At 61.1% G+C, this 23,369-nt stretch carries 25 protein-coding genes, 1 tRNA gene and 2 pseudogenes; 15 read left to right on the plus strand and 13 right to left on the minus strand.

The annotated features are described in order from the left end of the window. Positions 1-34 precede the first annotated feature (34 nt). Positions 35-859, plus strand: coding sequence for a class I SAM-dependent methyltransferase (locus NPS58_RS04765; protein WP_274113995.1), 825 nt, complete (start codon positions 35-37; stop codon positions 857-859). 14 nt (positions 860-873) lie between these two features. Here NPS58_RS04765 and NPS58_RS04770 read toward each other — a convergent pair whose 3' ends face one another. The 3 genes from NPS58_RS04770 to alkB all read right to left on the minus strand — a co-directional run bounded on the left by NPS58_RS04770 (position 874) and on the right by alkB (position 4,970). Continuing rightward, positions 874-2,787, minus strand: coding sequence for a DNA topoisomerase III (locus NPS58_RS04770; protein ID WP_274113997.1), 1,914 nt, complete (start codon positions 2,785-2,787; stop codon positions 874-876). Positions 2,788-2,958: 171 nt separating this feature from the next. Then, complete coding sequence (locus tag NPS58_RS04775; protein WP_274113999.1) at positions 2,959-4,236, minus strand: bifunctional O-acetylhomoserine aminocarboxypropyltransferase/cysteine synthase; 1,278 nt, start codon at positions 4,234-4,236, stop codon at positions 2,959-2,961. Between the two features lie 77 nt (positions 4,237-4,313). Next, a complete protein-coding gene (alkB, locus tag NPS58_RS04780; RefSeq protein ID WP_274114001.1) occupies positions 4,314-4,970 on the minus strand; it encodes a DNA oxidative demethylase AlkB in 657 nt (218 codons plus the stop codon). Positions 4,971-5,278: 308 nt separating this feature from the next. Between alkB and NPS58_RS04785 the strand changes: the two genes are divergently transcribed. After that, positions 5,279-5,352, plus strand: a tRNA-Cys gene (locus NPS58_RS04785). A gap of 98 nt (positions 5,353-5,450) precedes the next feature. On the opposite strand, the gene NPS58_RS04790 is transcribed toward NPS58_RS04785, so the two are convergent. Continuing rightward, on the minus strand, positions 5,451-5,573 hold the full coding sequence (locus NPS58_RS04790) for a hypothetical protein (protein ID WP_274114003.1): 123 nt from the start codon (positions 5,571-5,573) through the stop codon (positions 5,451-5,453). Between the two features lie 134 nt (positions 5,574-5,707). On the opposite strand from NPS58_RS04790, the gene NPS58_RS04795 reads away from it, so the two are divergent. The 5 genes from NPS58_RS04795 to NPS58_RS04815 all read left to right on the plus strand — a co-directional run bounded on the left by NPS58_RS04795 (position 5,708) and on the right by NPS58_RS04815 (position 9,378). Beyond that, the gene (locus tag NPS58_RS04795; RefSeq protein WP_274114005.1) at positions 5,708-6,010 is read left to right on the plus strand and encodes a hypothetical protein; all 303 of its coding nucleotides are present in this window, start codon (positions 5,708-5,710) and stop codon (positions 6,008-6,010) included. A 441-nt stretch (positions 6,011-6,451) separates the two neighbouring features. Continuing rightward, positions 6,452-6,754, plus strand: a complete 303-nt coding sequence (locus NPS58_RS04800) for a hypothetical protein (protein ID WP_274114007.1) — start codon at positions 6,452-6,454, stop codon at positions 6,752-6,754. A 317-nt stretch (positions 6,755-7,071) separates the two neighbouring features. Beyond that, positions 7,072-7,272 carry a hypothetical protein gene (locus tag NPS58_RS04805; RefSeq protein WP_051939439.1) on the plus strand — a complete coding sequence of 67 codons (201 nt, stop codon included), beginning with the start codon at positions 7,072-7,074 and terminating at the stop codon, positions 7,270-7,272. A 178-nt stretch (positions 7,273-7,450) separates the two neighbouring features. Beyond that, positions 7,451-7,684, plus strand: coding sequence for a hypothetical protein (locus NPS58_RS04810; RefSeq protein WP_274114010.1), 234 nt, complete (start codon positions 7,451-7,453; stop codon positions 7,682-7,684). 158 nt (positions 7,685-7,842) lie between these two features. Next, positions 7,843-9,378 (plus strand): arylsulfatase, encoded by a 1,536-nt coding sequence (locus NPS58_RS04815; protein ID WP_274114011.1) that lies wholly within the window; start codon positions 7,843-7,845, stop codon positions 9,376-9,378. Between the two features lie 262 nt (positions 9,379-9,640). Here NPS58_RS04815 and NPS58_RS04820 read toward each other — a convergent pair whose 3' ends face one another. Further along, positions 9,641-10,198: an HD domain-containing protein gene (locus tag NPS58_RS04820; protein ID WP_274114013.1), complete on the minus strand. Its 558-nt coding sequence runs from the start codon at positions 10,196-10,198 to the stop codon at positions 9,641-9,643. 48 nt (positions 10,199-10,246) lie between these two features. On the opposite strand from NPS58_RS04820, the gene NPS58_RS04825 reads away from it, so the two are divergent. From NPS58_RS04825 to NPS58_RS04835, 3 genes and pseudogenes are all read left to right on the plus strand, one after another. After that, on the plus strand, positions 10,247-11,029 hold the full coding sequence (locus tag NPS58_RS04825; protein WP_274114015.1) for a Crp/Fnr family transcriptional regulator: 783 nt from the start codon (positions 10,247-10,249) through the stop codon (positions 11,027-11,029). A 334-nt stretch (positions 11,030-11,363) separates the two neighbouring features. After that, the gene (locus NPS58_RS04830; protein ID WP_274114017.1) at positions 11,364-11,642 is read left to right on the plus strand and encodes an SDR family oxidoreductase; all 279 of its coding nucleotides are present in this window, start codon (positions 11,364-11,366) and stop codon (positions 11,640-11,642) included. An 89-nt stretch (positions 11,643-11,731) separates the two neighbouring features. Continuing rightward, positions 11,732-12,190, plus strand: a pseudogene (locus NPS58_RS04835) (PhzF family phenazine biosynthesis protein); the annotation flags it as partial. Positions 12,191-12,201: 11 nt separating this feature from the next. Here the strand turns inward: NPS58_RS04835 and NPS58_RS04840 are convergent. Both NPS58_RS04840 and NPS58_RS04845 read right to left on the minus strand, forming a co-directional pair. Next, positions 12,202-12,675 carry a MaoC family dehydratase gene (locus NPS58_RS04840; protein WP_274114019.1) on the minus strand — a complete coding sequence of 158 codons (474 nt, stop codon included), beginning with the start codon at positions 12,673-12,675 and terminating at the stop codon, positions 12,202-12,204. Positions 12,676-12,738: 63 nt separating this feature from the next. Next, entirely contained in the window at positions 12,739-13,356 is a 618-nt protein-coding gene (locus NPS58_RS04845) for a LysE family translocator (RefSeq protein ID WP_274114021.1), read from the minus strand. A gap of 120 nt (positions 13,357-13,476) precedes the next feature. On the opposite strand from NPS58_RS04845, the gene NPS58_RS04850 reads away from it, so the two are divergent. Beyond that, a complete protein-coding gene (locus NPS58_RS04850; RefSeq protein ID WP_274115360.1) occupies positions 13,477-13,929 on the plus strand; it encodes an Lrp/AsnC family transcriptional regulator in 453 nt (150 codons plus the stop codon). Positions 13,930-13,949: 20 nt separating this feature from the next. Here the strand turns inward: NPS58_RS04850 and NPS58_RS04855 are convergent, their stop codons facing one another. Further along, positions 13,950-14,360 carry a tautomerase family protein gene (locus NPS58_RS04855; RefSeq protein WP_274114023.1) on the minus strand — a complete coding sequence of 137 codons (411 nt, stop codon included), beginning with the start codon at positions 14,358-14,360 and terminating at the stop codon, positions 13,950-13,952. A 140-nt stretch (positions 14,361-14,500) separates the two neighbouring features. On the opposite strand from NPS58_RS04855, the gene NPS58_RS04860 reads away from it, so the two are divergent. Both NPS58_RS04860 and NPS58_RS04865 read left to right on the plus strand, forming a co-directional pair. Next, positions 14,501-14,947, plus strand: coding sequence for a MaoC family dehydratase (locus tag NPS58_RS04860; protein WP_274114024.1), 447 nt, complete (start codon positions 14,501-14,503; stop codon positions 14,945-14,947). A 4-nt stretch (positions 14,948-14,951) separates the two neighbouring features. Then, positions 14,952-15,554 carry a TetR/AcrR family transcriptional regulator gene (locus NPS58_RS04865; RefSeq protein WP_274114026.1) on the plus strand — a complete coding sequence of 201 codons (603 nt, stop codon included), beginning with the start codon at positions 14,952-14,954 and terminating at the stop codon, positions 15,552-15,554. Between the two features lie 154 nt (positions 15,555-15,708). Here the strand turns inward: NPS58_RS04865 and NPS58_RS04870 are convergent, their stop codons facing one another. Further along, entirely contained in the window at positions 15,709-16,020 is a 312-nt protein-coding gene (locus NPS58_RS04870; protein WP_274114028.1) for a hypothetical protein, read from the minus strand. Positions 16,021-16,395: 375 nt separating this feature from the next. Between NPS58_RS04870 and NPS58_RS04875 the strand changes: the two genes are divergently transcribed. After that, positions 16,396-17,850, plus strand: coding sequence for a DUF1254 domain-containing protein (locus NPS58_RS04875; RefSeq protein ID WP_274114030.1), 1,455 nt, complete (start codon positions 16,396-16,398; stop codon positions 17,848-17,850). Between the two features lie 46 nt (positions 17,851-17,896). Beyond that, positions 17,897-19,390 (plus strand): annotated as a pseudogene (locus NPS58_RS04880) (DUF1254 domain-containing protein). A 97-nt stretch (positions 19,391-19,487) separates the two neighbouring features. Here NPS58_RS04880 and dmpG read toward each other — a convergent pair. The 4 genes from dmpG to NPS58_RS04900 all read right to left on the minus strand — a co-directional run bounded on the left by dmpG (position 19,488) and on the right by NPS58_RS04900 (position 23,121). Continuing rightward, positions 19,488-20,510 carry a 4-hydroxy-2-oxovalerate aldolase gene (gene dmpG / locus NPS58_RS04885; RefSeq protein WP_274114032.1) on the minus strand — a complete coding sequence of 341 codons (1,023 nt, stop codon included), beginning with the start codon at positions 20,508-20,510 and terminating at the stop codon, positions 19,488-19,490. 10 nt (positions 20,511-20,520) lie between these two features. Further along, positions 20,521-21,447, minus strand: a complete 927-nt coding sequence (locus NPS58_RS04890) for an acetaldehyde dehydrogenase (acetylating) (protein ID WP_274114034.1) — start codon at positions 21,445-21,447, stop codon at positions 20,521-20,523. A 37-nt stretch (positions 21,448-21,484) separates the two neighbouring features. Next, on the minus strand, positions 21,485-22,276 hold the full coding sequence (locus NPS58_RS04895) for a fumarylacetoacetate hydrolase family protein (RefSeq protein WP_274114036.1): 792 nt from the start codon (positions 22,274-22,276) through the stop codon (positions 21,485-21,487). Positions 22,277-22,347: 71 nt separating this feature from the next. Continuing rightward, a complete protein-coding gene (locus NPS58_RS04900; protein WP_274115361.1) occupies positions 22,348-23,121 on the minus strand; it encodes a glucose 1-dehydrogenase in 774 nt (257 codons plus the stop codon). Positions 23,122-23,369: the final 248 nt, after the last annotated feature.

Genomic DNA, 23,369 nt, shown 5'->3' on the forward strand with positions numbered 1-23,369 from the left:
CCAGCTTTTGGCCTATCACCCTGCAAGGACTGTCATGAGCGACTCAATGGAACTGAACCGCCAGAGCTGGGACGAGCGGGCGCCGCTGCATGCGGCGTCCAGCGACTATGAGTTCGATGCGTTCGTAGCCGACCCCGAACACCTGAGCGAAGTGGTGCGCTTCGACCTGCCAAGGCTGGGAGACATTCGCGGTGCGCGGGCGGTGCACCTGCAATGTCATATCGGTACCGACACCCTGTCGTTGGCGCGACTGGGTGCTGTGGTGACGGGGCTGGATTTTTCTGCGCAGTCACTGGTACAGGCCCGTGCCCTGGCTGGGCGGTGCGGGGCTTCGATCGAGTATGTCGAGGCCGATGTGTATGCCGCAGACCAGGTGCTGGCAGCAGGTAGTTTCGATCTGGTGTACACCGGCATCGGTGCGTTGATCTGGCTGCCCAGCATCGAACGCTGGGCGCGTACGGTGGCGGCTTTGCTGAAGCCTGGAGGGCGCTTGTTCTTGCGTGAAGGGCACCCAATGTTGCTGGCAGTGAACGAGGATCATCGGGACAAGCTTGTGATTGAGTACCCGTACTTCGAGCGTGAGGCGCCGATGGTCTGGGACAGTGAACAGACCTATGTGCAGACCGACACGCTGCTGACCAAGACCGTCACCCATGAATGGAATCATGGCCTGGGCGAGGTGGTCAGCGCCCTGCTGGGCCAGGGCCTGCAGATTACTGCCCTGGTGGAGCACGACAGCATCCCGTGGGAAGCCTTGCCGGGGCAGATGTGCCTGCAGGACAACGGCGAGTGGGTATTGAGCCAGGACCGCTGGCGGTTGCCGTTGAGCTACACCCTGCAGGCCATGAAGCCGAGGTAACGAAAAACCCGCTCCTACGGTTTGGCTTTGGCTTTGGGCTTGCGGGTGCTGGCCTTGCGCTTTTTTTTCCACGGCGTACGCGCTGGCGCCGGACCGCTGATGGTCAGGCTCAATCCGGCGCAGCGCTCAACCTGTTTGCTCATCCACGCCGATTGTTTGGCGACGAACTCTTCCAGGCTCATCTCGCCGCTCTGGACCATGTCCAGGGCCTGCTCCCAGATGGCGGTGGTACCCGGGTCGGCAATGGCCCGGGGCACGCTGTCGATCAGGCTGAAGGCTGCCGGGGTGGCGCTCAGGGCCTTGCCGTTCTTGACCAGGTAGCCGCGATCCAGCAAACCCTGGATGATGCCGGCACGGGTGGCTTCGGTACCGATGCCAGTGGTGTCCTTGAGCTTTTGCTTCAGGCGCGGATCGTCGACCAGCTTGGCGACGTTCTTCATCGCCTTGATCAGGTCGCCTTCGGTGAAAGGCTTGGGCGGCTGGGTCCACAGGTCTTTGAGGTTGACCTCGGCCACGGCGCAGTCCTGTCCTTCTTGCAATGTCGGCAGTACCTGGGCCACCGGTGCCTCACGGCCTCTGGCCGGGGTCAGGGCTTCGGGCAGGGCGCGGCGCCAGCCAGGCTCGACGATCTGCTTGCCCACCGCCCGCAAGGCGACGCCTGCGCAGTCGAAGTCTGCCTGGGTACGGTCGTACTCGTGGTTGGGCAGGAACTGCGCCAGGTAGCGGGCACGGATCAGGGTGTAGACCGCCTTGTACTTGGGCGGCAACCGTGACGGGTCGCTGGCGGCGGCAGTCGGGATGATGCCATGGTGGGCGCTGACCTTGGCATCGTTCCAGGCCCGTGAGCGGCGTTGGGCCTGCAGGTGCCCTTGCAGCGGCGCAAGGCTTGGGTCTGCGCGCAGCAAGGCGGCCAGAATGGCCGGGGCCTCGGCGTGCTGGCTTTGCGGCAGGTAGCCGCAGTCGCTGCGTGGGTAGGTGATGAGCTTGTGGGTTTCGTAAAGTGCCTGGGCGATGTCGAGGGTTTCCTGGGCGCCGAGGCCGAGTTTTTTCGAGCACAGCTCCTGCAGGGTGCCGAGGTCGAAGGGCAGGGGCGCGGCTTCTCGCATGCGTTCCGTGGTGACTTTCATCACCCGGGCCGTGGCGGCGTTGCCAATGGCGGCTGCGGCCTGGCGGGCCAGGTCTTGATTGAGGCAGCGACCCTGATCGTCACAGGCGTCTTCGGCGGCGCGCCACTGCGCGGTAAAGCGAGTGCCGGCGCTGTCGAGCTGTACATCGATGGCCCAGAACGCCACCGGCACGAAGTCGGCGATGCTGCGGTCGCGGTCTACCACCAGGCGCAGGGTCGGGGTTTGCACCCGGCCCACCGGCAGTACGCCCTGGTAACCGGATTGACGCCCCAGCAGGGTGAACAGTCGGCTCATGTTCATGCCGATCAGCCAGTCGGCGCGCGAGCGGCCCAGTGCCGAGTGATACAGGCTGAAGGTCTCGTTGCCGGGCTTGAGTGCAGCCAGGGCCTTGCGAATCGAGGCGTCATCCAGTGCCGACAGCCACAGCCGGCGGATCGGCCCGCGATAGCGGCAGTGCTCCACCAGCTCACGGGCGATCATCTCGCCCTCACGGTCGGCGTCGGTGGCGATCACCAGTTCCCGGGCTTCGCCCAGCAGGCGCTTGACGGCCTTGAACTGGCTGGCGGTCTTGGGCTTGACCAGCATCTTCCATTGGCTGGGGATGATCGGCAGGTCGGCCAATACCCAGCGCTTGTAGCGGGCATCGTAGCTGTCGGGCGGAGCGGTTTCGAGCAGGTGGCCGATGCACCAGGTGACGGTGACATCCGCGCCTACCCAGCAGCCATCGCCACGGCGGTTGGCGCCGAGGACCTTGGCGATGTCCTTGGCCTGGGAGGGTTTTTCGCAGAGAAACAGGCGCATGCCGGCAGGGTGTCGTTCTGTGGCTGGGGAGGGGCATAGCATGCGCAGGATTGCCGGGAGTGGCAAGTTTTATCTGTATGCATATACAGCCTGCAGGGGCGGGCTTGCCCCGCGATGCGATGCGGCGGCCAGATCGCTATCGTGGGGCAAGCCCGCTCCTAGATGGCAGTGTTACGAGCCACTGGCCTCCAGTGCCTGGCTCAGGTCGGCAATGATGTCATCGCAGTGCTCGATCCCGATCGACAAACGCACCATGTCGCGTGGCACGCCGGCCTTCTCCAACTCTTCATCATTGAGCTGGCGGTGGGTCGTGGAAGCCGGGTGGCAGGCCAGGGACTTGGCATCGCCGATATTGACCAGGCGCACCACCAGCTTGAGCGCATCGATAAAGCGTGCACCGGCCTCTTGCCCGCCCTTGATCCCGAACGAAAGGATCGAAGCCGGTTTGCCCTGGGTGTAGCGCAGGGCCAGCGCATGCTCGGGATGGTCGGGCAGGCCTGCGTACTTGACCCAGGCCACTTGGTCATGGGCCTGCAGGTACTGGGCAACCTTCAAGGCGTTCTCGGTATGACGTTCCATGCGCAAGGCCAGGGTTTCCAGGCCTTGCAGGATCAGGAAGGCGTTGAACGGCGAGAGCGCCGCGCCGGTGTTGCGCAGCGGCACCACCCGGCAACGACCGATAAAGGCCGCCGGGCCGAAGGCTTCGGTGTAGGTCACGCCGTGGTAGGACGGGTCGGGTGTGTTGAGCAGGGCGAAGCGGTCCTTGTGATCGGCCCAGGGGAACTTGCCCGAATCGATCACAATGCCGCCGATGCTGGTGCCATGGCCGCCGATGTACTTGGTCAGCGAGTGCACGACGATGTCGGCGCCATGCTCGAAAGGCCGGCACAGGATGGGCGTGGCCACCGTGTTGTCGACGATCAACGGCACGCCATGGCGGTGGGCGGCATCAGCCAGCGCCTGCAGGTCGACGATGTTGCCGGCCGGGTTTCCGATCGACTCGCAGAACACCGCCTTGGTGTTGCTGTCGATCAGCGCCTCGAGGGCGGCGATATCGTCATGGGCGGCGAAACGGGTCTGGATGCCGAAGCGTGGCAAGGTATGGGCCAGCAGGTTATAGGTGCCGCCATAGAGCTTGGCGACCGATACGATGTTGTCACCGGCCTGGGCCACGGTCTGGATCGCATAGGTGATGGCCGCCATGCCCGACGCTACCGCCAGGGCGCCGACCCCGCCCTCAAGGGCGGCCATGCGCTGTTCGAGCACATCGTTGGTGGGGTTCATGATGCGGCTGTAGATGTTGCCGGCAACTTTCAGGTCGAACAGGTCGGCGCCATGCTGGGTGTCGTCGAAGGCGAACGAGGTGGTCTGGTAGATCGGCACGGCCACGGCCTTGGTGGTGGGGTCGGGGCTGAAGCCCGCGTGGATGGCCAGGGTTTCCAGCTTCATGCAATCGTTCCTTGAAAGGCGGGGAAAGAGGCCGATCATGGAGCGCCTGCCTGGCGCGGGTCAAGGCGTGGGGCGGGTCATCCGGCCTTGCGCAAGGTCAGGTTGATGCGCCGACTGCCCAGCAGCGGATGCACCCCAGGCTTGAGGGGTTGCACGCCATGAAAGCGCAGCCGGTCCTCGCCACCCCAGACCAACACATCGCCATGGCGCAGTTCGATGCGCCGAGTGGGGTCGCCGCGCGTATGACCGCCCAACAAGAACACCGCCGGCAATCCCAGGGACACCGACACGATAGGCTGCGTGAAGTCGCGCTCGTCGCGGTCCTGGTGCAGGCTCAATCGATTGCCGGGGCGGTAGCAATTGACCAGGCAGGCATCGGGTAAAAATTCTGCGAACCCAGCGGCAGCGCCGGCATTGCCGGCCAGCACCAGCAGCGCCTCGGGCAACGCTGGCCAGGGACGACCACTGAGCGGATCGACCGGGCTGTAGCGATAGCCCTGAACATCACTGACCCAGCCCAGAGAGCCGCAGTTGGTCAACCCCACCGCCATCGTCAAGCCACCCGGCGTGACCATATGGCGAAAGGGGGCATCGGCGATGACCTTGCGCAACGCTGGCAACAACGCCTGTACCGCCGGTAAAGCAAACCCTGGCAGCAGCACCGCCCGCGCAGCGACCCACTGCGGAGGCTGCGGGCTTGTGGGATCGAACAGATCCAGTTCGGTTTGCATCATCGGCGCGGATATCCGTAACGGGGCAGGGCATAACCTGTATGATAAGACCCTTTGCCGGGCCGGCGTCACCCCGAAGCCTGGGGGCGAACCCCGACACCACGGCACGCCAGTCCCCTTGATTGAAAAAAATAAAACTTTTTGAATTCAAGGGGTTGTCAGCACAAAAGAATGAGTACATAATTGCGTCCATCGAAAACGAGGCAGCTGAAAAGCCTAGCGTTTTCAAGGAGATAGCAGTTGTAGTGAGTTGTTTCCTTAAAGAGTTGTATATGTTTGAGATTGCTGTTTCAAGGATCTCGAGCATTTGAGGCCGAGTAGCAAAGTGGTTATGCTCCGGATTGCAAATCCGTCTACGCCGGTTCGATTCCGACCTCGGCCTCCATTATTGAAAGCCCCGCAGATTAACGTCTGCGGGGTTTTTCTTTGCGCGCTAAAAAGCTCGGAGTTTCGAAACTTTTGGCTAGGGGCTCCGAAACTTTCCTATTTTGAAGGCTTGGCAATCGCGACGATTCGGCGGTAGACCCGCTCCGTAATCTTCCGACCATCCAGCACCGCGCGAACCATCGGCCCGTTGAACAGGATAGGGCGTTTCTTTTCAGGCATGTCTTTCTCCTGCGGTAACTGCGGCTATCATGATTTTCGTGTTGAGAGTTCATATCAGTTCAAAGAACGGGCATATCGATGTAGCCGTTCATCCCCCTGTGTGTCCTACTTGAAGATCGACCAGGAGGATTCAAATGCAGCGCATCAGAGGCAGTGCCTATTGGAAGTGGGCGGATCCCACGCTTCATTGCAGAATTCATAATGAGGAACTCAGCGATGGGGCATCTATCGACGTACAGGTCCGGTTGTCCCGCACGGGCGCTACTCAGTTGTTCATTGGGGTGTACGCAGCATCGGGTCAGGCTCTCTACGAAGAGGGCATCGACTGCCGCAAGGGCGAGTCGATGACCCGGTCTCTGGCCTGGGGTGTAGGCAAGGCCCGTCATGTTGCCGAGAAGGGCGTGCCCGAGGCGCCGATGCGCTCGCAAAAGGTCTGATATGTCTGTGGAAGTGCAGATGTACTCCTTGGTCAGATAGTGTTTAGGTCTGTAAGTCTACCCAGCCAACCTTTGGTGTCTTGGTCTTGTTGTTGATAGCCCGCTTGCCGGCCGCATCGGTGACCATGCCCTTGGCTCGAATGCGTAGATCGCGGCATATGCCGGTCTTCCTGGCCTCGGCCAGCGCTACGTGGCCTGTTCGCACTCACTATCGTCGTGCCAGTTGTCAGTCCAGGAACGACCGTCAGTTGGCTTGTGGGGCCGGCGAGTGTTTTTTCGTGGGTAGTTTTATGCCCGCGCCGATCAGAAAGAATCAAAACGGATCCGCAAGTAGTCCTCAGCCCTCTCACCCTCTACTCAATGTTTCTAGGCCAGTCTTGCGCACGCAGGGGATACCTGCGCAGAAAGCTATAATTCAAGGTTCATCGGGAGGTGCCTGCCATGGCTCTTTACAACGTGAACGCAGCGAGACGAGACAAAACGGGAAAGTTGGTCGCACTGCAGGGGTTCGAGACGCACGGCATCGAGGTTGCCGCGGCTCCTGCCCAAGTCAGCCCCGATCCGCGAGCATTCTCCGTAGATGAAGTCATTGGGCTGATTCATGAGGGCGACAAGTTTCAGCTGATCTTTGGCTCACCTTTATCCTGGATAGGAGGTGGGTCGATACACCTCGATGGAAAAGGGTCGTTGACTGAAGGGAGCCCCCAGCCGGGCAGGCGAATATCTGATTTGCCCGACTTCTGATCACCGTGAACGACAGACGCCCCCAAGCCGCCACAGCCGGGGAATTGGAACAGGAATTGCTCTGTTTCAGCGACCCAACCAGCGGAAGGTACCTGGTCATGTTAATGAGGGCTGTCTATTTCACGATTTTCCTGGTCGCGATCGTGGTCGTCGTTGATGTCGTGGCGATCTGGACCTATCTGCGGGCCAGGCCCTGAACGGCAGTGGCCCCTTCATAGGGGCTGGGCCGCCCCCGAACACGGGGAGAGCAGGTGGCAATTTGGGTGCGGATGGGGTATTACGGGTGACCGGCATGGGGCCGGGTCTAGGAGGTCGTTGTGAGCTTGAATCAAGCGCAAGTCGATGCGGTAGAACACCTTCTAATGGCTTTCCTGAAACGGTCCGAGAGCGCCCAGATTGTGGCGAAGGTCTATGAAGATGCGTACTCATCCATCATGGGCAGCGAGGGCCCGGTCGGCATGGAGGAGAAGGAAGCTGCCCTTGAGCATTTGAACAACCTTCGGTTGCAGCTCAAGTAACCAGCTTTCCTGGAAATCCGCTTGGCCAAGCCCATGCAGGTGATGAATCTTCAGGCCATCGCCTCGTCCTGCGCGCCCAATGGATGAAAAGACCCGGCCGTTGCGCCGGGTTTTTTATGAGCGGTGGATTGATCTGGCGGTACCAGCTACTTTGAGGCTTCACCCAAGGAGTTCGGACATGGCAGATAAATATGTCGGGAAAATAGTGGGAATTGGCACGGATAATCTGAAATATGTGATCAACATATATCAGGACGAAACGGTGGAGCGTTCACCACACGGCATGGTTCGACATGAAGGCCTGAAGCATTTCGAAATGCAGTTTGGTGGCGAGGTGAAGAAAATCTCCGAGACGCAGTACGAGATCGTGGCCACCGGCGTGAGGGTCACCGTGCAGGAGGGGCAACGCTAAACCTTCGGTCCGTCATGTGAGCGCTTGATTGGAAGCAGGGCCGCTACCACTCGCCATGATTCACCCCCTCTCCCCGAGGGGGGTAGATGCGCGGGGTAACGATTAGCGTGGGGCTCAGTTCAAAAGACCCCCTACCTGACAAGGGCAAGGACGCGAACATGATCCTTCTCGATAACACGCCGGCTTCAGTAAAGAACCCTCCAGCGAAGCGGGCTCGCATGGCCCTCACATTGCTCGTTGGCGTGAGCCTGGGCGTGCTGGCGCAAACCACGTGGGCGCAGGCCGATAGCCGCCCGGGCAGCGCCAGCAAACCCAACATTGTGATTTTGCTTGCCGACAACGTCGGCTATGGCGTGCCTTCCAGCTACAACGGCGGAATACTCGACACCCCGACGCCGCGCATTGATCAGCTGGCCGCCGAAGGTGTGCGGCTGACCAACTTCAATGTCGAGAACCAATGCACCCCAAGTCGCGCTGCGTTGTTGACCGGGCGACTGCCGATTCGTTCCGGTATTGGCAAGGCGATTGGCTCCGGTGCCGAGGGCGGGTTGCATCGATGGGAAATCACCCTGGCCGAGATGCTAGGTGACGCAGGCTATCGGACGGCACTATTGGGCAAATGGCATTTGGGCACGGGCCCGGGACGCTTGCCGACAGACCAGGGCTTCGACCAGTGGTTTGGTTTCGAGACCAGCGATGTCAGTTATTGGGCGGGAGACACCGATATGCCGCTGCGGGATGTGGATTACATTCGCGAGGCCAGCAAGGGTGGGGCGCCTCGCAACCTGCAGGTGTATGACCAGAACACCCGTCGGCAGATAGACCGGATGGTGACCGATCGCGCCGTCGAGTACCTCGCCGCCAGTGCAAAGGATAAACGGCCGTTCTTCCTGTATGTGCCGTTCGCGTTCGCCCATCACCCTGTGCTTGCCAACCCGGAGTTCAAGGGGCAGTCGCCCGCTGGTGAGTTTGGCGACAGCCTGCTGGAGCACGACCATAATGTCGGTCGCATTCTCGATGCGCTCAAGGCGGCGGGGTTGGACGACAAAACGGTCGTGGTATGGGCGAGCGACAATGGGCCATCCCCGTTGCCGACCAATACGCCGACCTGGACGAATGGCGACGCCGGGCCGTGGCGAGGGGAGATCGGCACCGCGCTGGAAGGCAACATACGCACCCCCTACATCATGCGCTGGCCAGGCAACATTCCTGCCGGACGCGTCAGCAATCAGATCGTTTCGGCAGTCGACCTGTTCCCGACCATCGCGCACATCGCCGGTGGCAAGGTCCCGACCGACCGGCCGATTGACGGCGTGGACCAGCTCGACTTCCTTACTGCCAAACAGGAGAAGTCCAACCGTGAATCCGTGCTGGTGTTCGTCGGCGACCGCCTGATGGCCGTCAAATGGCGGAACTACAAGATCCACATGGCAGGCCTCGACCGCGTCGATGGGGTCGTCGAGGAGTGGTCGTTCCCACAGGCTTTCAACCTGGCCTCCGATCCTAAGGAGCGTTTCAATATCATCTGGCAAAACACCTGGCTAAGCAGAAAGATACAGCCGGTTATCGCGGGCTACCGTGAAAGCCTGAAGCAGTACCCTAATCTGGCGCCGGGACAGTCCAATGACGTGCTGCCGCATTACGGCAAGCAGCAAAGTACAGCTGCAACGGGAGAGCAGAAGGCTGTCCCGTGAGCTGCCTGGCTTGCTGCGCTCAGGCTCCCGGGCACCCCAATGCCCCGCATCAAACCGGCCCCTGTGCCGGCTGCCGACTTACCGTGGATGTTTGCCTCTTTTCATCGAATAACAAGATAGGTAACGATGAGAACTTTGGATGTTTCCCTTCCTGCACTGGCGTGTGCGCTGATGCTGACACCGGCGCTGGCCAAAGAAGAAAAAGCGACCGGTTTTACCAGTGATTGGCAAGAGCAATACGCATTGCATTTGCTAGGTACAGCTACATGTTGCGCCGCTTCGCCAGCACGCGACGCAACATGGGTTCGAACACGCTGAGCGCAAGGGTCTCGGCGTCCGGGTTGAAGGCCATGCTGTCGTAAAGCGCACAGAACTCTTCGGTGTGGGCGTAGTGCGGGCTGTCTTTGAACATGTCGCGCATGTTCCTGTCCGCACCGAGGTGATGGAAGTAGTAATAGCCCTGGAAGATGCCATGGTTCAGCACCATCCAGTGGTTGGCTTCGCTGACAAAAGGCTTGAGTATCGCGGCTGCGATGTCGGGATGATTGGACGCGAAGCCGAGCGTGTCACCGATGTCATGCAGTAGCGCGCAGACGACGTACTCTTCGTCACGCCCGTCGCGAAGTGCCAGCGTGGCCGTTTGCAGCGAATGGGCATATCGATCGATGGGAAAGCCGCCGCAATCTCCCTCGAGCAGACGAAGGTGTGCCATCACTCGGTCTGGAAGTTGTTTCGAGTAGGCAAGAAATTCGTTACTGATCAACTGCCAGTCTTGCCTGGTGCTGTTTTGGAAACTGGTGAACGTTGCACGATTGTTCATGACGGCTCCGAGGTAGGGGCGAATCGACTTGCCAGGGCAAACAGGCCTGTGTCGATACATAGTGCCGACCTGCTCGGGGCCGAACTGCAAGAAATCTTGCAATCCTGGAATCCATCCACTTTTTACGAGTACCGTTCGATGCACTTGGCCAAAGACACCTTGTTGGAGCGCATGTCCTCAGCGCCGTGGTTCGGTGCGTTGGACCTTCACGAACAAAAGGTGCTTCTCTGTGAAGCCACGCCACTGCATTTTGGGCCGGGCGAATTCGTGTTCCGCCAAGGCGACCGGGCTGACGGCTTCTACGCAGTGGTCGAGGGGGCCGTTAAGGGCTCTACGCTGTTGGAAAACGGCAAGGAAGCCATTCTGGGTGTGCTTGAACCGGGAACCTGGTTCGGTGAAGCGTCGATAATCGATGGCCTGCCGAGGTCTCATGATGTAACGGCGCTCAAGAGTTCGAACGTGCTTCGCGTCGGCAGCGACGTTTTTACCGAGCTGATGCACCGCAACAGTTTCGCTCGATCGATTGCACGGTTGCAGGCAGCGCGCATGCGCTCGCTCTATGAGTTGATCGAGGATGCGCTGCTACGCTCGACCAGGGCCCGGGTCGCCCGCCAGTTGCACAGGCTGGCTCGAGCAGAGGCGACGGCAAGCGGCAGTGGCCATGTGGTCGCCATTACCCAAGAGATGCTGGCAATGATGCTAGGCATCACCCGCCAGACACTCGCGCTCGAACTCAAGGAAATGGTCGCGCGCGGCATCCTTTCCATTGAATACGGTCGGATCAGGATCAGCTCTATGGAGGCTTTGAGGGGGCTCGAGCAGACGACGTGATCGGCGATGGTCCACGACGGGCTGAAGCGGATCTCAGGTACCTGTACGGAAGACACCTACACCTTGCACAGTTCCTCTTGCGCTCAAGCCAACCAACCATCACCTCGCTCCAGGCAATATCAGCCTGCAGTGCGGCCTTGGCCGTCGGCCCGTTACGGGTCCGAAGCGCTTCCAGCACCTCAAGATGCTTGTGCTCACCCGCGGCCAGGTCTCGCACGGGCACTTCAGTGTGAAAAGTCCCTAGCAACGGCCCATAGTCACCCAGATGTTCTCGAGTGTCTTGAATATGACAGGCATGCGAGCGGCAGCGACGACGCCAAAGTGAAATTCACGATTGAGCAATGCGGCTTGCTTGGGCGAAACACTGACGGCGTTCTGCACCGAATGTGCCTGCCTACGGTGCAGCCAAGTCGGCCGTGAAATCACCGAGCTCAACGCCCAGATCGTCTCGCGCATTCCCTCCGGCGACTGGGCCGAGCCCGAAGACATGGCCGGCGCGGCGATCTTCCTGGCATCGCCGGCGGCACGCTATATCAATGGCGTAACCCTTCCCGTGGACGGTGGTTACGTCGCAGCCCGCGCAACTCGCTCCAAGGGGGAGATTCAGGCATAAGCGGTCGGCGAGCCTCCTCCTTGACCATTGCAACACCGCCGTAGAAGATTGTTTTTGCTCAGGTAATGCGAGTGCGTCGCGAAGGTAGTCGCCTGGCCATGGACTTCCCGGCCAAGAAGCCTGAGGCAGTTGTCGTTCCGCCTGGCCTGCTTCAAGCCTTGGGCCTCGAAGAGGTTGAGGCGCTTTATCGCACGGATGACTACCTGGTTGTGGTCAGGGACGAGTCCATCATTGCTGACCTTGACCCCGACTTCGTGGCTCTGGCCGCATTCGATGTGCGTGGTATCGCTGTAACCGCGCCGAGTCGTGACTTCGACTTTGTCTCTCGCTGGTTCGGGCCGCGGGTGGGCGTGAATGAAGACCCGGTCACCGGCTCCGCCCATACCTCCCTTGCGCCCTATTGGGCGGAGCGGTTAGGTAAACGGGCCCTGAGTGCCGAGCAAGGCGGGGCACGCAAAGGCCAGCTGCACTGCGAAGTCCTGGACAGCGACCGGGTCATTATCAGTGGTCACGCAGCGCTTTACCTGCGAGGCAAGATCTTTATCTAACCCACGCACATTCAGCGAGCGCCGTTAGTGAGATCACCCTCGACCAGCATTTGGTTGAGGTGCTCCCGCTCTTCAGTACCGGGTAGCACGCCAGTTGTCGTTGCCTCCAGCACCGTGACTCCCTGCGCGTTGAGAATCCGGACTTCGGCTTTAGCGTGACCCCGTTCATCGATGTCGGCGATGAGCCAGTAGCAGGTGATCTGCTCGCCTGGATAAACCGGTCGTTTGAACTCGAAACTCATCCCTGTTGCCAGCCAGCCGATCTGCCCGCCAATTTCGGTGACGAGGCTGGCGGTCAGAAGACCGTGGGCAATGGGTGATTTGAACCTGCGCAGCTGCGCGTAGCGCGCATCGCAATGAACCGGGTTGTAGTCACGAGAGATCTGCGCGAACTGGCGAATATCATCCTCTGTAAAAGTGCGGACTAGGGTGAACCGATCACCGACCTGCAGGCCTTCGGCGGCACGTTCTCTCGGGCTTTTCATAAGCGCTCCCTGGTTGGGATGAAGCAATGGCTGAAAGTGGAAACTGTCATCGCTGATGTGGGATCAAACGTGGATCTGCTCCACCAGCAGCACCAGCGCAATGATGATCATGGCGACTCCGGAAAATTGACTGACCCGGCGAGCGGCGACAGGGCGGGCCTGAAGAACAACCTGCGAGCCGAATCCGACCAACAGATAGACCACGCTACAACTGACAATGTGGACGAGCCCGAGCGCAATCATCTGCATCGGTACCGGCCAGGGAGCGGTGGCGTCGGCAAATTGAGGCAAGAGCGCCAGAAACAGCAGGAAAACCTTCGGGTTCAGCCCGCTCACGCAGAGCCCCTTGAGCGCCCAGCGCTGCCACGAACCTGGCGTCCGAGTCTCATCCGCGTGAGGTGTGCAAGGGCGGGCAAGCATGTTGGCGCCCAACCAGAGCAGGTAACCCGCGCCGGCAATCGTCATCGCCGACAAGGCCAGGGGATGGTTGGCGACCAAGGTGCCAACACCCCCGGCAACAATCAATGTGGCAATCAAGTGGCCGGATAACAGGCCACCCACGGCGGGCAAGACAACTCGATGCTTCAATCCCGCCGAAATCGCGTAGGCCCAGTCTGCGCCTGGCGTGATGATGAACAGAATCGACACGGCCCAGAATGCAACGAAAACGCTGAACGTCATGGTGCTACCCGCTCCTTGAATCAACGGCAATGAATGATTGAAGGAAGAATAGTGAAATCTGATTAGAATTTACTTTCAAAAATTATCATCATGAATGCTCAGATTGGGAGATTCTTCTATATGGACAGGATTGATCGAAAGATTCTTTCCGAGCTGCAAAAGGATGGTCGGCTGTCGGTCACCGAACTGGCCGAGCGCGTGGGTTTGAGCCTGTCCCCCTGCCATCGGCGAGTGCGGGCGCTGGAGGAGGCGGGTGTGTTGCTGGGGTATCGCGCACAGCTCGATCCTGGTGCGCTCGGCCTGAACTTTTCCGCCATGGTATTTGCCACGCTTCGAGAGGGCGACCGGCAAGCTGTAGACGCCTTCGAGACGGCGCTGGTCGACATTCCCCAGGTGGTTGATGCCCAGCGTCTGTTCGGGGAGCCGGACTACCTGCTGCACGTAATCACCCAGGATCTACCAGCCTTCCAGAGGCTCTACGATGAGAGTCTTTCGACGTTACCCAATGTGCAACGGCTGACCTCGACGCTCGTCATGAAGCGGGTCGTCCAAGATAGGCCGCTTCCTTTGTGATGGGCCGCCTGCATGTGGTTCTACATGGGGCGCCTGTCAGTCGAATGTGGATGGGCGTATTGAGCGACGCCGTTACCGAACGACCAGTTCTCCTTGTGGACCTCGACCAGATTGATGAAAACGTCCTCCAGGCGCACGCCTGCCTCCCGGTTGATCCCTTCGGCGATGGCCTGGTACAGCGCCTTCTTCTGCTCCGTCGTGCGCCCTTCACTGAGCGTGATCTGGATGAACACCTGGCCCTGCGAACGCTGGATGCCCAGGTATTGCGGGTCATACACCAAGCGGTCGCCATCGTGCTCGGTCAGCACCTGGAAGTTGTCATGATCGGGGACATCGATCGTGCGCTTCATGGCGCTGTATACAGCCTGTCCAAGCTTTTGCAGGTGGGCGGGGTCGGGGTGTCTCTTGATGTCTATGCGTACCAGTGGCATGTGGGGCTCCTTGGGAAGGTGACCAGGCGAGACGCAAAAAACGGGCATTGCCAGAAATAAGATAATGTACATAATCTATTCGAGCAAGCGAGTGAAGATGGGCTTCGTGCCCTTGCGATAGCCTCTCGAGGAGCCTGGCAATGAGCGAACCAATCTATCTGCAAGACCTGGCGGTGGGCGATAGCTTCACCAGCGAGCAGTACCTGCTGGATGCCGAACAGATCATCCGCTTTGCCCGCGAATACGATCCGCAACCGTTTCACCTGGATGACAGTCTTGCCCAGGGCACTTTCTTCAAGGGGCTAGCTGCGAGCGGTTGGCATACCAGCGCGATTACCATGAGGCTGTTGGTGGGCAGCCTTCCGTTCGCCGGAGGCGTGATTGGTGCAACTGTCGAACTGAGCTGGCCACAGCCGACCCGCCCCGGCGACATCCTGCGTGTGCGGAGCACGGTGGCCAGCATCGCGCCTTCCCGGTCCCGTCCAGATCGGGGAATGGTGGTCCTTGAGTGCGTTACTTCCAATCAACGGGGCGAGGCATTGCAGCGCATGACGAGCAAGGTTGTGTGCTTCAGGCGGGAGGAGTAGGCCGGTGGGACGTTCGTCGCAGGCAAAAGCGCAGGAAAACCGCACCAGGATCGTCGAGACCGCTTGCCGGATGTTCCGCGAATCGGGTGTGGAGAATGTCTCGGTGGCACAGGTCATGGCCGCCAATGCCATGACCGTGGGAGGCTTCTACAAGCACTTCGAGTCCAAGGACGCCTTGGTGGCGGAGGCTTTTGCGCTGGCGTTCGACCAGTCCCGCCAGGCATGGGGCCAGGTTTTCCAGCGAGCCGATTCGGTGGCTGAGAGTCGCTGCTCGGCACTGGTGCGCCAGTACCTTCGCAATCGCGCCTCGGCCAAGGGGTGTCCGTTGTTGGCGTTCGCTGCGCCAGTGGCAACCGGGGAGGTCGATGGCACCTGTGCCGAGGTCTACGTTTCTGGGACGGAAACGCTCTTCGAAACCTTCGTCAATGAGGTAACCGCTGCCGACGCCAGCGGCCCCCCCACTGCGCAGGATGAAAACAGGGCCATGGTGCTGTTTGCCGCGATGGTGGGGGCGCGGCTGCTTGCACAAGCCGTGGGCGATGAACCCTGGATCAAGGCGATGGAGACAGCGGTGAATCAGGCGGCCAGCATGCCCGTGCAGCGTTGAGTATTGGCACGTCTGCAAGAGCGAAGTGATCGAAGCCCGCGAAGGCCGGATTGTGGGTGCCGTGCTGGATGATTGTCACTCCAGTATCGGCCGTCGACGGCTGCGGGCTTCGAGCACTCATACGGTAGGCTCAGTAGCTCCTGGGAAAATGTGCTTATTCATCTCCAGTTTGCTGTAGCAATTTCGCGTTATCGTTAGCGAATTGTTCGGCTGTTACAGGCGCGTCGGGATGCATCGAGTGTGAACCATTTCTCCCGCCTGCCCGGACGTACCCAGATGCGTCATCGTCGGCGAATTGCTCGGCCGCCAATGGCGCATTGGGGTGCATCGAGTGCGAACCATTTCTCCCGACTGCTTGCATATACCCTGATGCGCTATCGGCCGCGTCGTAGGAGTCTGCAAACGCTGTCAGGCACGCTGTGGTCAGCAGCGCCAAGGTCATCGCGCTCATTTTGGTAGTGCTCATTGTCGTACGCCTCCGTTAGAGTCGCACCTCGCAGTTTGAACCCCTGGGCAAAAACAATGGCTGCAGGTGACCGACGGCTTTGTGCACTGACCGCTCAGGCCTCGTCAGGAGACGCGCGTACTGCGCACGCCCGACCAGAGCGCTCGTATTCGCAACAATGGCAAAACTTCAGGCGCCTCAGGTGCTTGCGAGTACCTCCAATAACAAGACCGGAAAAGCATCGGTTCAGATCGGCAATCCTGATAAAAGGAAATAAGCTCCCCTGATTCTCATGCCTTTTTCTGGCCGAGTCAGATTCCTCTGCTAGATTTTCCATCGATGTGTTCACTGCCAGGAACACCTCTGTCGAAAACTCTCGAGCAAGGAAGCACCTTCATGCACAAGACCCCTTTATTTACCTGTTGCCTGCTCGCCACTGCGATGTGGCTCGGTGCGACGGAGGTTCAGGCCCAGAGCGAGCCGCCGGCCCAGGTGTCCGGGCCTGAAGCGGATGTGAAGGTGACCGAAACCTATGTGCGCATGATGGCGCGCGAGGCGTATTTCTGGGGTTGGCCGATGGCCAACATCTATAACCGGCGCCAGAAGTTCAAGGATCTGCCGCAAGCGGGGCTGATGGGCGGAATCGTGCCCGTGGCACCGATCAACCACCTGTCGATGCTCACCGATTACATCTCGCCGGGCGAACGCCTGGTGGCCTGCCCGAACCAGGACGTGGTCTACGGTGCCGGCAGCATTGCCCTGGACCTGGAGCCGGTAGTACTCCAGGTGCCGGACTTCGGCGACCGGTTCTGGGTGTATCAGGTCGTCGACCTGCGCTCCGACAGTTTCGCCGAGCTGGGCAAGATGTACGGCACCAAGCCCGGCTTCTACCTGTTGGTGGGCCCTGACTGGAACGGCAAGGTACCCGAGGGCATCACCCAGGTGTTCCGGGCAAAAACCAACACCGGTTTCGTGATTCCACGGGTGTTCCAGGACGATACCCCCGAGGACCGCAAGGCGATCCAGCAGTATCTGTCTGGCATCGATATGTACCCGGTGTCCAAGTACGACGGCAAGCTCAAGCAACGTGACTGGAGCAAGTCGCCGAAATTCCCGTCAGAAGCGGCAGGTGCCGAAGAAACCCGCTGGGTGTTCCCGGAAAAATTCTTCGATGAGTTGCCGGCGATCCTCAAGGACGCCAAGCCGTTGCCCGGCGAAGAGGCCCGTTATGCGCAGCTGTCGGCGCTGGCGCAGATAGCCCAGCGCGATCCCCAGCTGAAAAAGGCCATGATCGACGAGGCGCAAAAGTCCGATGCCGAGGTGGTCAAGCCGCTGTTGCAGTTCCGCAACTATGGCAAGCAACTGCCCAACCACTGGAGCACCATCGACAACGGCGCAGCGTTCGGCACCGACTACTTTCTGCGTACCGCAGTCGCCCGCTCGAACATCTTCGTCAACAAGCAGATCGAGACCAAGTACTTCTACCAGGACCTGGATCAGTCCGGCACGCGCCTCAATGGCGGCCAGCGCTACAGTGTGACATTCCCTAAAGATGCCTTGCCCCCGGTCAAGGGTTTCTGGTCGCTGACCCTGTACAACGAGCAGCACTTCTTCGCGGAAAATCCGCAGGGCCGCTACTCCCTTGGCACCAAGAACAAATCGCTCAAGCCCAATGCCGACGGCTCGCTGACGCTGTATGTGCAGAGCGAGTCCCCGGGCGCCGACAAGGAAAGCAACTGGTTGCCGGCCCCCAAGGGCGCCGATTTCTCGCTCTACGTTCGGGCCTATTGGCCCCAGGCCGCTGCAATGAACGGCCAGTGGACACCGCCTGCGGTGGTCAAGGTCAACTGAGGCAGCGCCTGCATCCTCTTCAATCTGCGCAACATAAGGACATTTCATGAGCAGTTTGCGAGCCACCCTGACCGCCCTGGCAGTGGCGGTTTCTCTGAGCGGTGTCGCCGATGCCGCCACGCGTTACGAAGAACTGGCCAATCAGCCATTCGAAAACGGCTTCCCGACCGAGGCCACCGCCCGCAGCATGATCGACGAGCTGATTTTCCAGCGCGCGGTGCAGGCCTACCTGTGGTCCTTGCCGGCCATCAACATCTGGTCGATGAAAGAAGCGTCGGAGAAGCAGTTCGGTGCCGGCTACAACATCCTGCCGACCTGAAAGAAGCGCATCAACGCCAAGACACTGGTGACCACGCCGAACTCCGACCTGGTCTACGCCATGAGCTATCTGGACCTGGAAAAATATGGCCCGCTGGTGGTCGAGGCACCGCCCGGCGTGCAGGGTATGTTCGATGACTTCTTCCAGCGGCCCATCGTCGGCCCGACCATCGATGGCAAGACCTGGCGCGGCGACGTCGGCCTGGCCGGCCCCGACAAGGGCAAGGGTGGCACCTATGTGCTATTGCCGCCTGGCTACACCGGCCCGGAACCCACCGAAGGCTACGTCTACCGCTCGCGCACCAACAACGTGTTCCTGTTCTGGCGCACCTTCTTCAAAGACCCTAAAGACCTGAGCGTGCCGGTGGCCCAGGTCGAGCGCACCAAGATCTATCCGCTGGGCAAGAAGGACTCGGCGCTGCCGATGCAATTCCCCGATGCCACCGGCGCACCGATCAACATGCTGTTCCCCCAGGACGGTCGCTATTTCGAACTGCTGTCACGTTTCATCGAGGCCGAGGCGGTCGACCCGGCGGACATGGACATGCGCGGCTTCCTGCATACCATCGGCATCGAGAAGGGCAAGCCCTTCGCCCCGGATGAGCAGCGACGCAAGCTGCTGGATGACGCGGCGCGTACCGCGTTCAAGATGAGCAAGGTGGTCACCAGCCATCTGCTGATGAAAGAGCCGGGCGGCCTTTACTACAAGGACCGGCAGTATGTGAACACCTTCGCCGGGGAAAATACCGAGTTCCAGGCCAGCGGCACCTTTACCAACCTTGAGCAGCGTGTGGCGTTCTTTACATCGGCCTATTCCGACAGCCCGGGCATGGTGATGAACATGGTCGGCGCCGGCGCCAAGTACCCAGCCACCACGCGCGATGCCGACGGCAAGTTCCTAGACGGTGCCCAGGCCTACAAGCTCAACCTGCCCGCCAATGTGCCAGCGGCGTTGTTCTGGTCGGTGACCGCCTACGACAACTATACGGCTTCGGGCCTGGATAATGGCCAGCCGTTCCCGTCGCTCAACCAGATGGATAAACCGGCGCAGAACAGCGACGGCTCGACCGATATCTATTTCGGTCCCGAGTCACCGGGCGAGGGCAAGAACTGGATTCGTACGGTTCCAGGCAAAGGCTTCCTGGTGATCGTGCGCTTGTACGGTCCCAAGCAAGCGTTCTTCGACCAGAGCTGGAAGCCCAGCGACTTGATCAAACAATAACGGCCAGGTAGGAGCGGGCTTGCCCCGCGATAGCGATGTACTGTTCGAATCGCTATCGCGGGGCAAGCCCGCTTCTACAGGGGGCGGTCCCAATGAATCAGGCCCGCAACCGCGCCAAGGTCATCGCCGTATCCTCGATCATGTCTTCCTGCCCGCCGACCATTCCGCGTCGGCCCATCTCTACCAGGATCTCCCGCGCCGGCACGCCGTACTTCTGCTCGGCACGCTTGGCAAACAGCAGGAACGAGCCATACACCCCCGCATACCCCATGGTCAGCGCATCGCGGTCGCTGCGGATCGGGAAGTCCATGATCGGCACCACCAGGTCTTCGGCCACGTCCTGGATGCCGAACACGCTGACGCCGGTCTCGATACCCATGCGATCGCATACCGCCACCAGCACTTCCATCGGCGTGTTACCGGCACCGGCACCCAGGCCCGCGCAGGCGGCGTCGATGCGCGTAGCGCCGGCGGCGATGGCGGCGATGGAGTTGGCCACGCCCATCGACAGGTTGTGGTGGCCATGAAAACCGATCTCGGTGTCGGGCTTGAGTGCCGCGCGCATGGCCTGCACCCGCGCGCTGACGTCGTGGGGCAGCAGGTAGCCGGCCGAGTCGGTGAGGTAGATGCAGTTGGCACCGTAGCTCTCCATCAGCAGGCCCTGCTCGACCAGGCCTTCGGGGCTGTTCATGTGCGCCATCATCAGAAACCCGACAGTGTCCATGCCCAGGTGGCGAGCGTGGGCGATGTGTTGCTCGCTGACGTCGGCCTCGGTGCAGTGGGTGGCCACGCGGATGGTATTGACCCCCAGTTCGAAGGCCATTTTCAGGTGGTCGACGGTGCCGATGCCCGGCAGCAACAGGGCCGAGACCTTGGCGTTCTTCATCAGCGGGATCACCGCCGACAGGTACTCCTCGTCAGTGTGTGCCGGGAAACCGTAGTTCACCGAGCTGCCGCCCAGGCCGTCGCCATGGGTCACTTCGATCAGGGGCACGCCGGCCTGGTCCAGGCCGCAGGCGATGTCTTTCATCTGCTGCAGGCTGATGCGGTGGCGCTTGGGATGCATGCCGTCGCGCAGGCACATGTCGTGAACGGTGATTTGCTTGCCGCTAAGTTCCATGGACGTTTCCTCAGGCAATGGCAGGTTCGGGAGTGGCGCGCAGCACCAGGTCGCCCTTGAGGATTTCCTCGGCGAACATCTCGGCGGTGCGGGCAGCGGCGGCAGTCATGATGTCGAGGTTGCCGGCGTACTTGGGCAAGTAGTCGCCCAGGCCTTCGACTTCCATGAAGATCGACACCCGATTGCCGTCGAACACCGGGCCATTGACCAGTTTGTAGCCCGGTACATAGCGCTGCACCTGGGCGATCATCGCGTCGATGGCGGCGCGGATGGCCGGCTCGTCCGGGGTGTCCGCGGTCAGGCAGTGCACGGTGTCGCGCATGATCAGCGGCGGCTCGGCGGGGTTGACGATGATGATCGCCTTGCCCTGTTTTGCGCCGCCGACCTGTTCCACTGCACGGGCGGTGGTGCGGGTGAATTCGTCGATGTTCTTGCGGGTGCCCGGGCCGACCGACTTCGACGCGGCGGTGGCGATGATCTCGGCGTAGTCCACTGGTTGCACGCTGGACACCGCCGCCACCAGTGGGATGGTCGCCTGGCCACCGCAGGTGACCATATTGACGTTCATCGTGCCGCGCGCCAGGTTGGCCTTGAGGTTGACCGGCGGCACGCAGTAGGGGCCGATGGCGCAGGGGGTAAGGTCGATCATCAGCACGCCCAGGGCGTTGAGCTTGCGCGAGTTCTCGGCGTGGACGTAGGCAGAGGTGGCATCGAAGGCGATCTGCACCTGATCTTCCAGCACATGGGGCAACAACCCGTCGACACCCTCGGCGGTGGTTTTCAGGCCCAGCTCGCGAGCCCGCTGCAAGCCTTCGGAGCCAGCCTCGATGCCGACCATCCAGATCGGCTCCAGTACCTCGCTGCGCATCAGTTTGTAGAGCAGGTCGGTGCCGATGTTGCCCGGCCCGATCAGCGCACATTTGATTTTCTTGCTCATGATTCATCGCTCCTGGGAGGGAAAAAGGAGGGCGTACTCAGGCGACGAAACGCAGGCTGGCGTTGCCCAGGCCGCTCATCGACAGGTTGATGCGATCTCCCGGCACCAGCGGTACCAGGGGCGCCAGGGCACCGGAAAGAATGACTTCGCCCTGGCGAAAGGGGATCCCCAGCTCGCCCAGGGTGTTGGCAAGCCAGGCCACCGCTTCGCACGGGTGCCCCTGTACCGCCGAGCCCAGGCCGCTGCCGGCCGGCTGGCCGTTCTTGAGCATGTGCATCTCGACGCGGGCCAGGTCCAGGTCGCGCGGGTCGATGCGTTGTTCGCCCAGGGCGAAGACCCCGCACGAGGCGTTGTCGGCCACGGTGTCCTGGATGCGGATCTGCCAGTTGTCGATACGCGAATCGACGATCTCGAAGCAGGGCGCAACCGCCTTGCTCGCTGCCAGCACGTCTTCGGCGCGAATGCCGGGGCCCTTGAGGTCTTCACCGAGGATAAAGGCGATTTCGCCTTCGGCCCGCGGCTGGATCAACTGGTAGCGGGCAAAGCTGACTTCACTGCCATCGTCCACCTGCATGGCGTCGGTGAGAAACCCGAAGTCCGGCTGGTGGACGTCGAGCATCTGCTGCACGGCGCGGCTGGTAACGCCGATTTTCTTGCCGATGACGCGCTCGCCCAGGGCTTCGCGACGCTGCAGGAAGCGCAGTGAGATACGGTAGGCCTGGTCCAGGCTGATGGCCGGGTGGCGCTGGGTCAGTGGGGCGAGGGTGGTGCGCCCGCGCAGGGCATTGAACAGTTCATCGCCCAGGGCGGTGATCAGAGAGGCATCCATGGTGGTTTCGCTCTGTACAGGTAATAAAAAAGCCGGTCCCAAGGGTCCAGGGCACCGGCAAAAAGGGGGCCTCAGCCGGGCCAGACGCTGCTGTCGGCGCCGCCATCGACGTCGATGATCTTGCCGGTCACCCAGCCTGACGCCGGGCTTGCCAGGTACAGCGCCGCCGCGGCGATATCCTCGGGGCTGCCCAGGCATTTGAGCGGGGTGTTGGCTTCCATCGCCTCGCGCATCGCCGTGGGCATGACCTTGTTCAGCGCCTCGGTCAGGGTCGGGCCGGGGGCCACGGCATTGACGCGCACCTGGGGGGCGAAGTCCTGGGCCAGCAGGCGGGTCAGGTGGCTCAGCGCGGCCTTGGCGGTGCCGTAGGCGCTGAAGTGGCGCTGGGCGTAGCGCGCCGCCACCGAGCTTATGTTGATGATGTTGCCGCCGCCGGCCTCGCGCATCAGCGGCACGCACAACTGGCACAGGGCGTAGGCGCTGGACACGTTGAAGTGCAGGATCTCTTCGAATTGCTCCGCGGACATGCCCAGGGCATCGTTGGGACCGCCACCGCCGGCGTTGTTGACCAGGTGGGTGATGCGCCCGAAGTGTTCCTGGCTCTGGCGTACCAGGGCCTGGCGTTGCTCGCTGTCGTTGACGTCGCAGGCGATCGCCAGGGCGCGGCGGCCGAGGCTGCGCACTTCGTCGGCGACCCGTTCGATGTCTTCAGGGCTGCGTGCGCTGCAGATGACGTCGGCGCCGGCTTCGGCGTAGGCCAGGGCGATGGCGCGACCGATGCCACGGCCGCTGCCGGTGACGATCGCGACGCTGCCTGGTAGCTGGAATCGTTGCAGGATACTCATTGGCTGGTTTTCCTTGAGCGTGAGTGGACGCATGGCAAAAGTATTTCCGGGTGATCGATGGGGGGCATCGTCTCAATGGACTAAGGCTTTTCTGGGCATATCCTTATGCTGCGCGCTTGCTGGCCTGCGCTGAACCTGTGGGAGCCGGCTTGCCCCGCGAGAGGCCGCAAAGCCGCCCACAGCCCTAGTCCGCTTTGACGATGAAGCAACGGCTGTGCAATCCGATCATCAATCACGGCTCGCGCATT

This window comes from Pseudomonas putida (assembly GCF_028682455.1).
GTDB classification, from domain to species: Bacteria; Pseudomonadota; Gammaproteobacteria; order Pseudomonadales; family Pseudomonadaceae; genus Aquipseudomonas; species Aquipseudomonas putida_AA.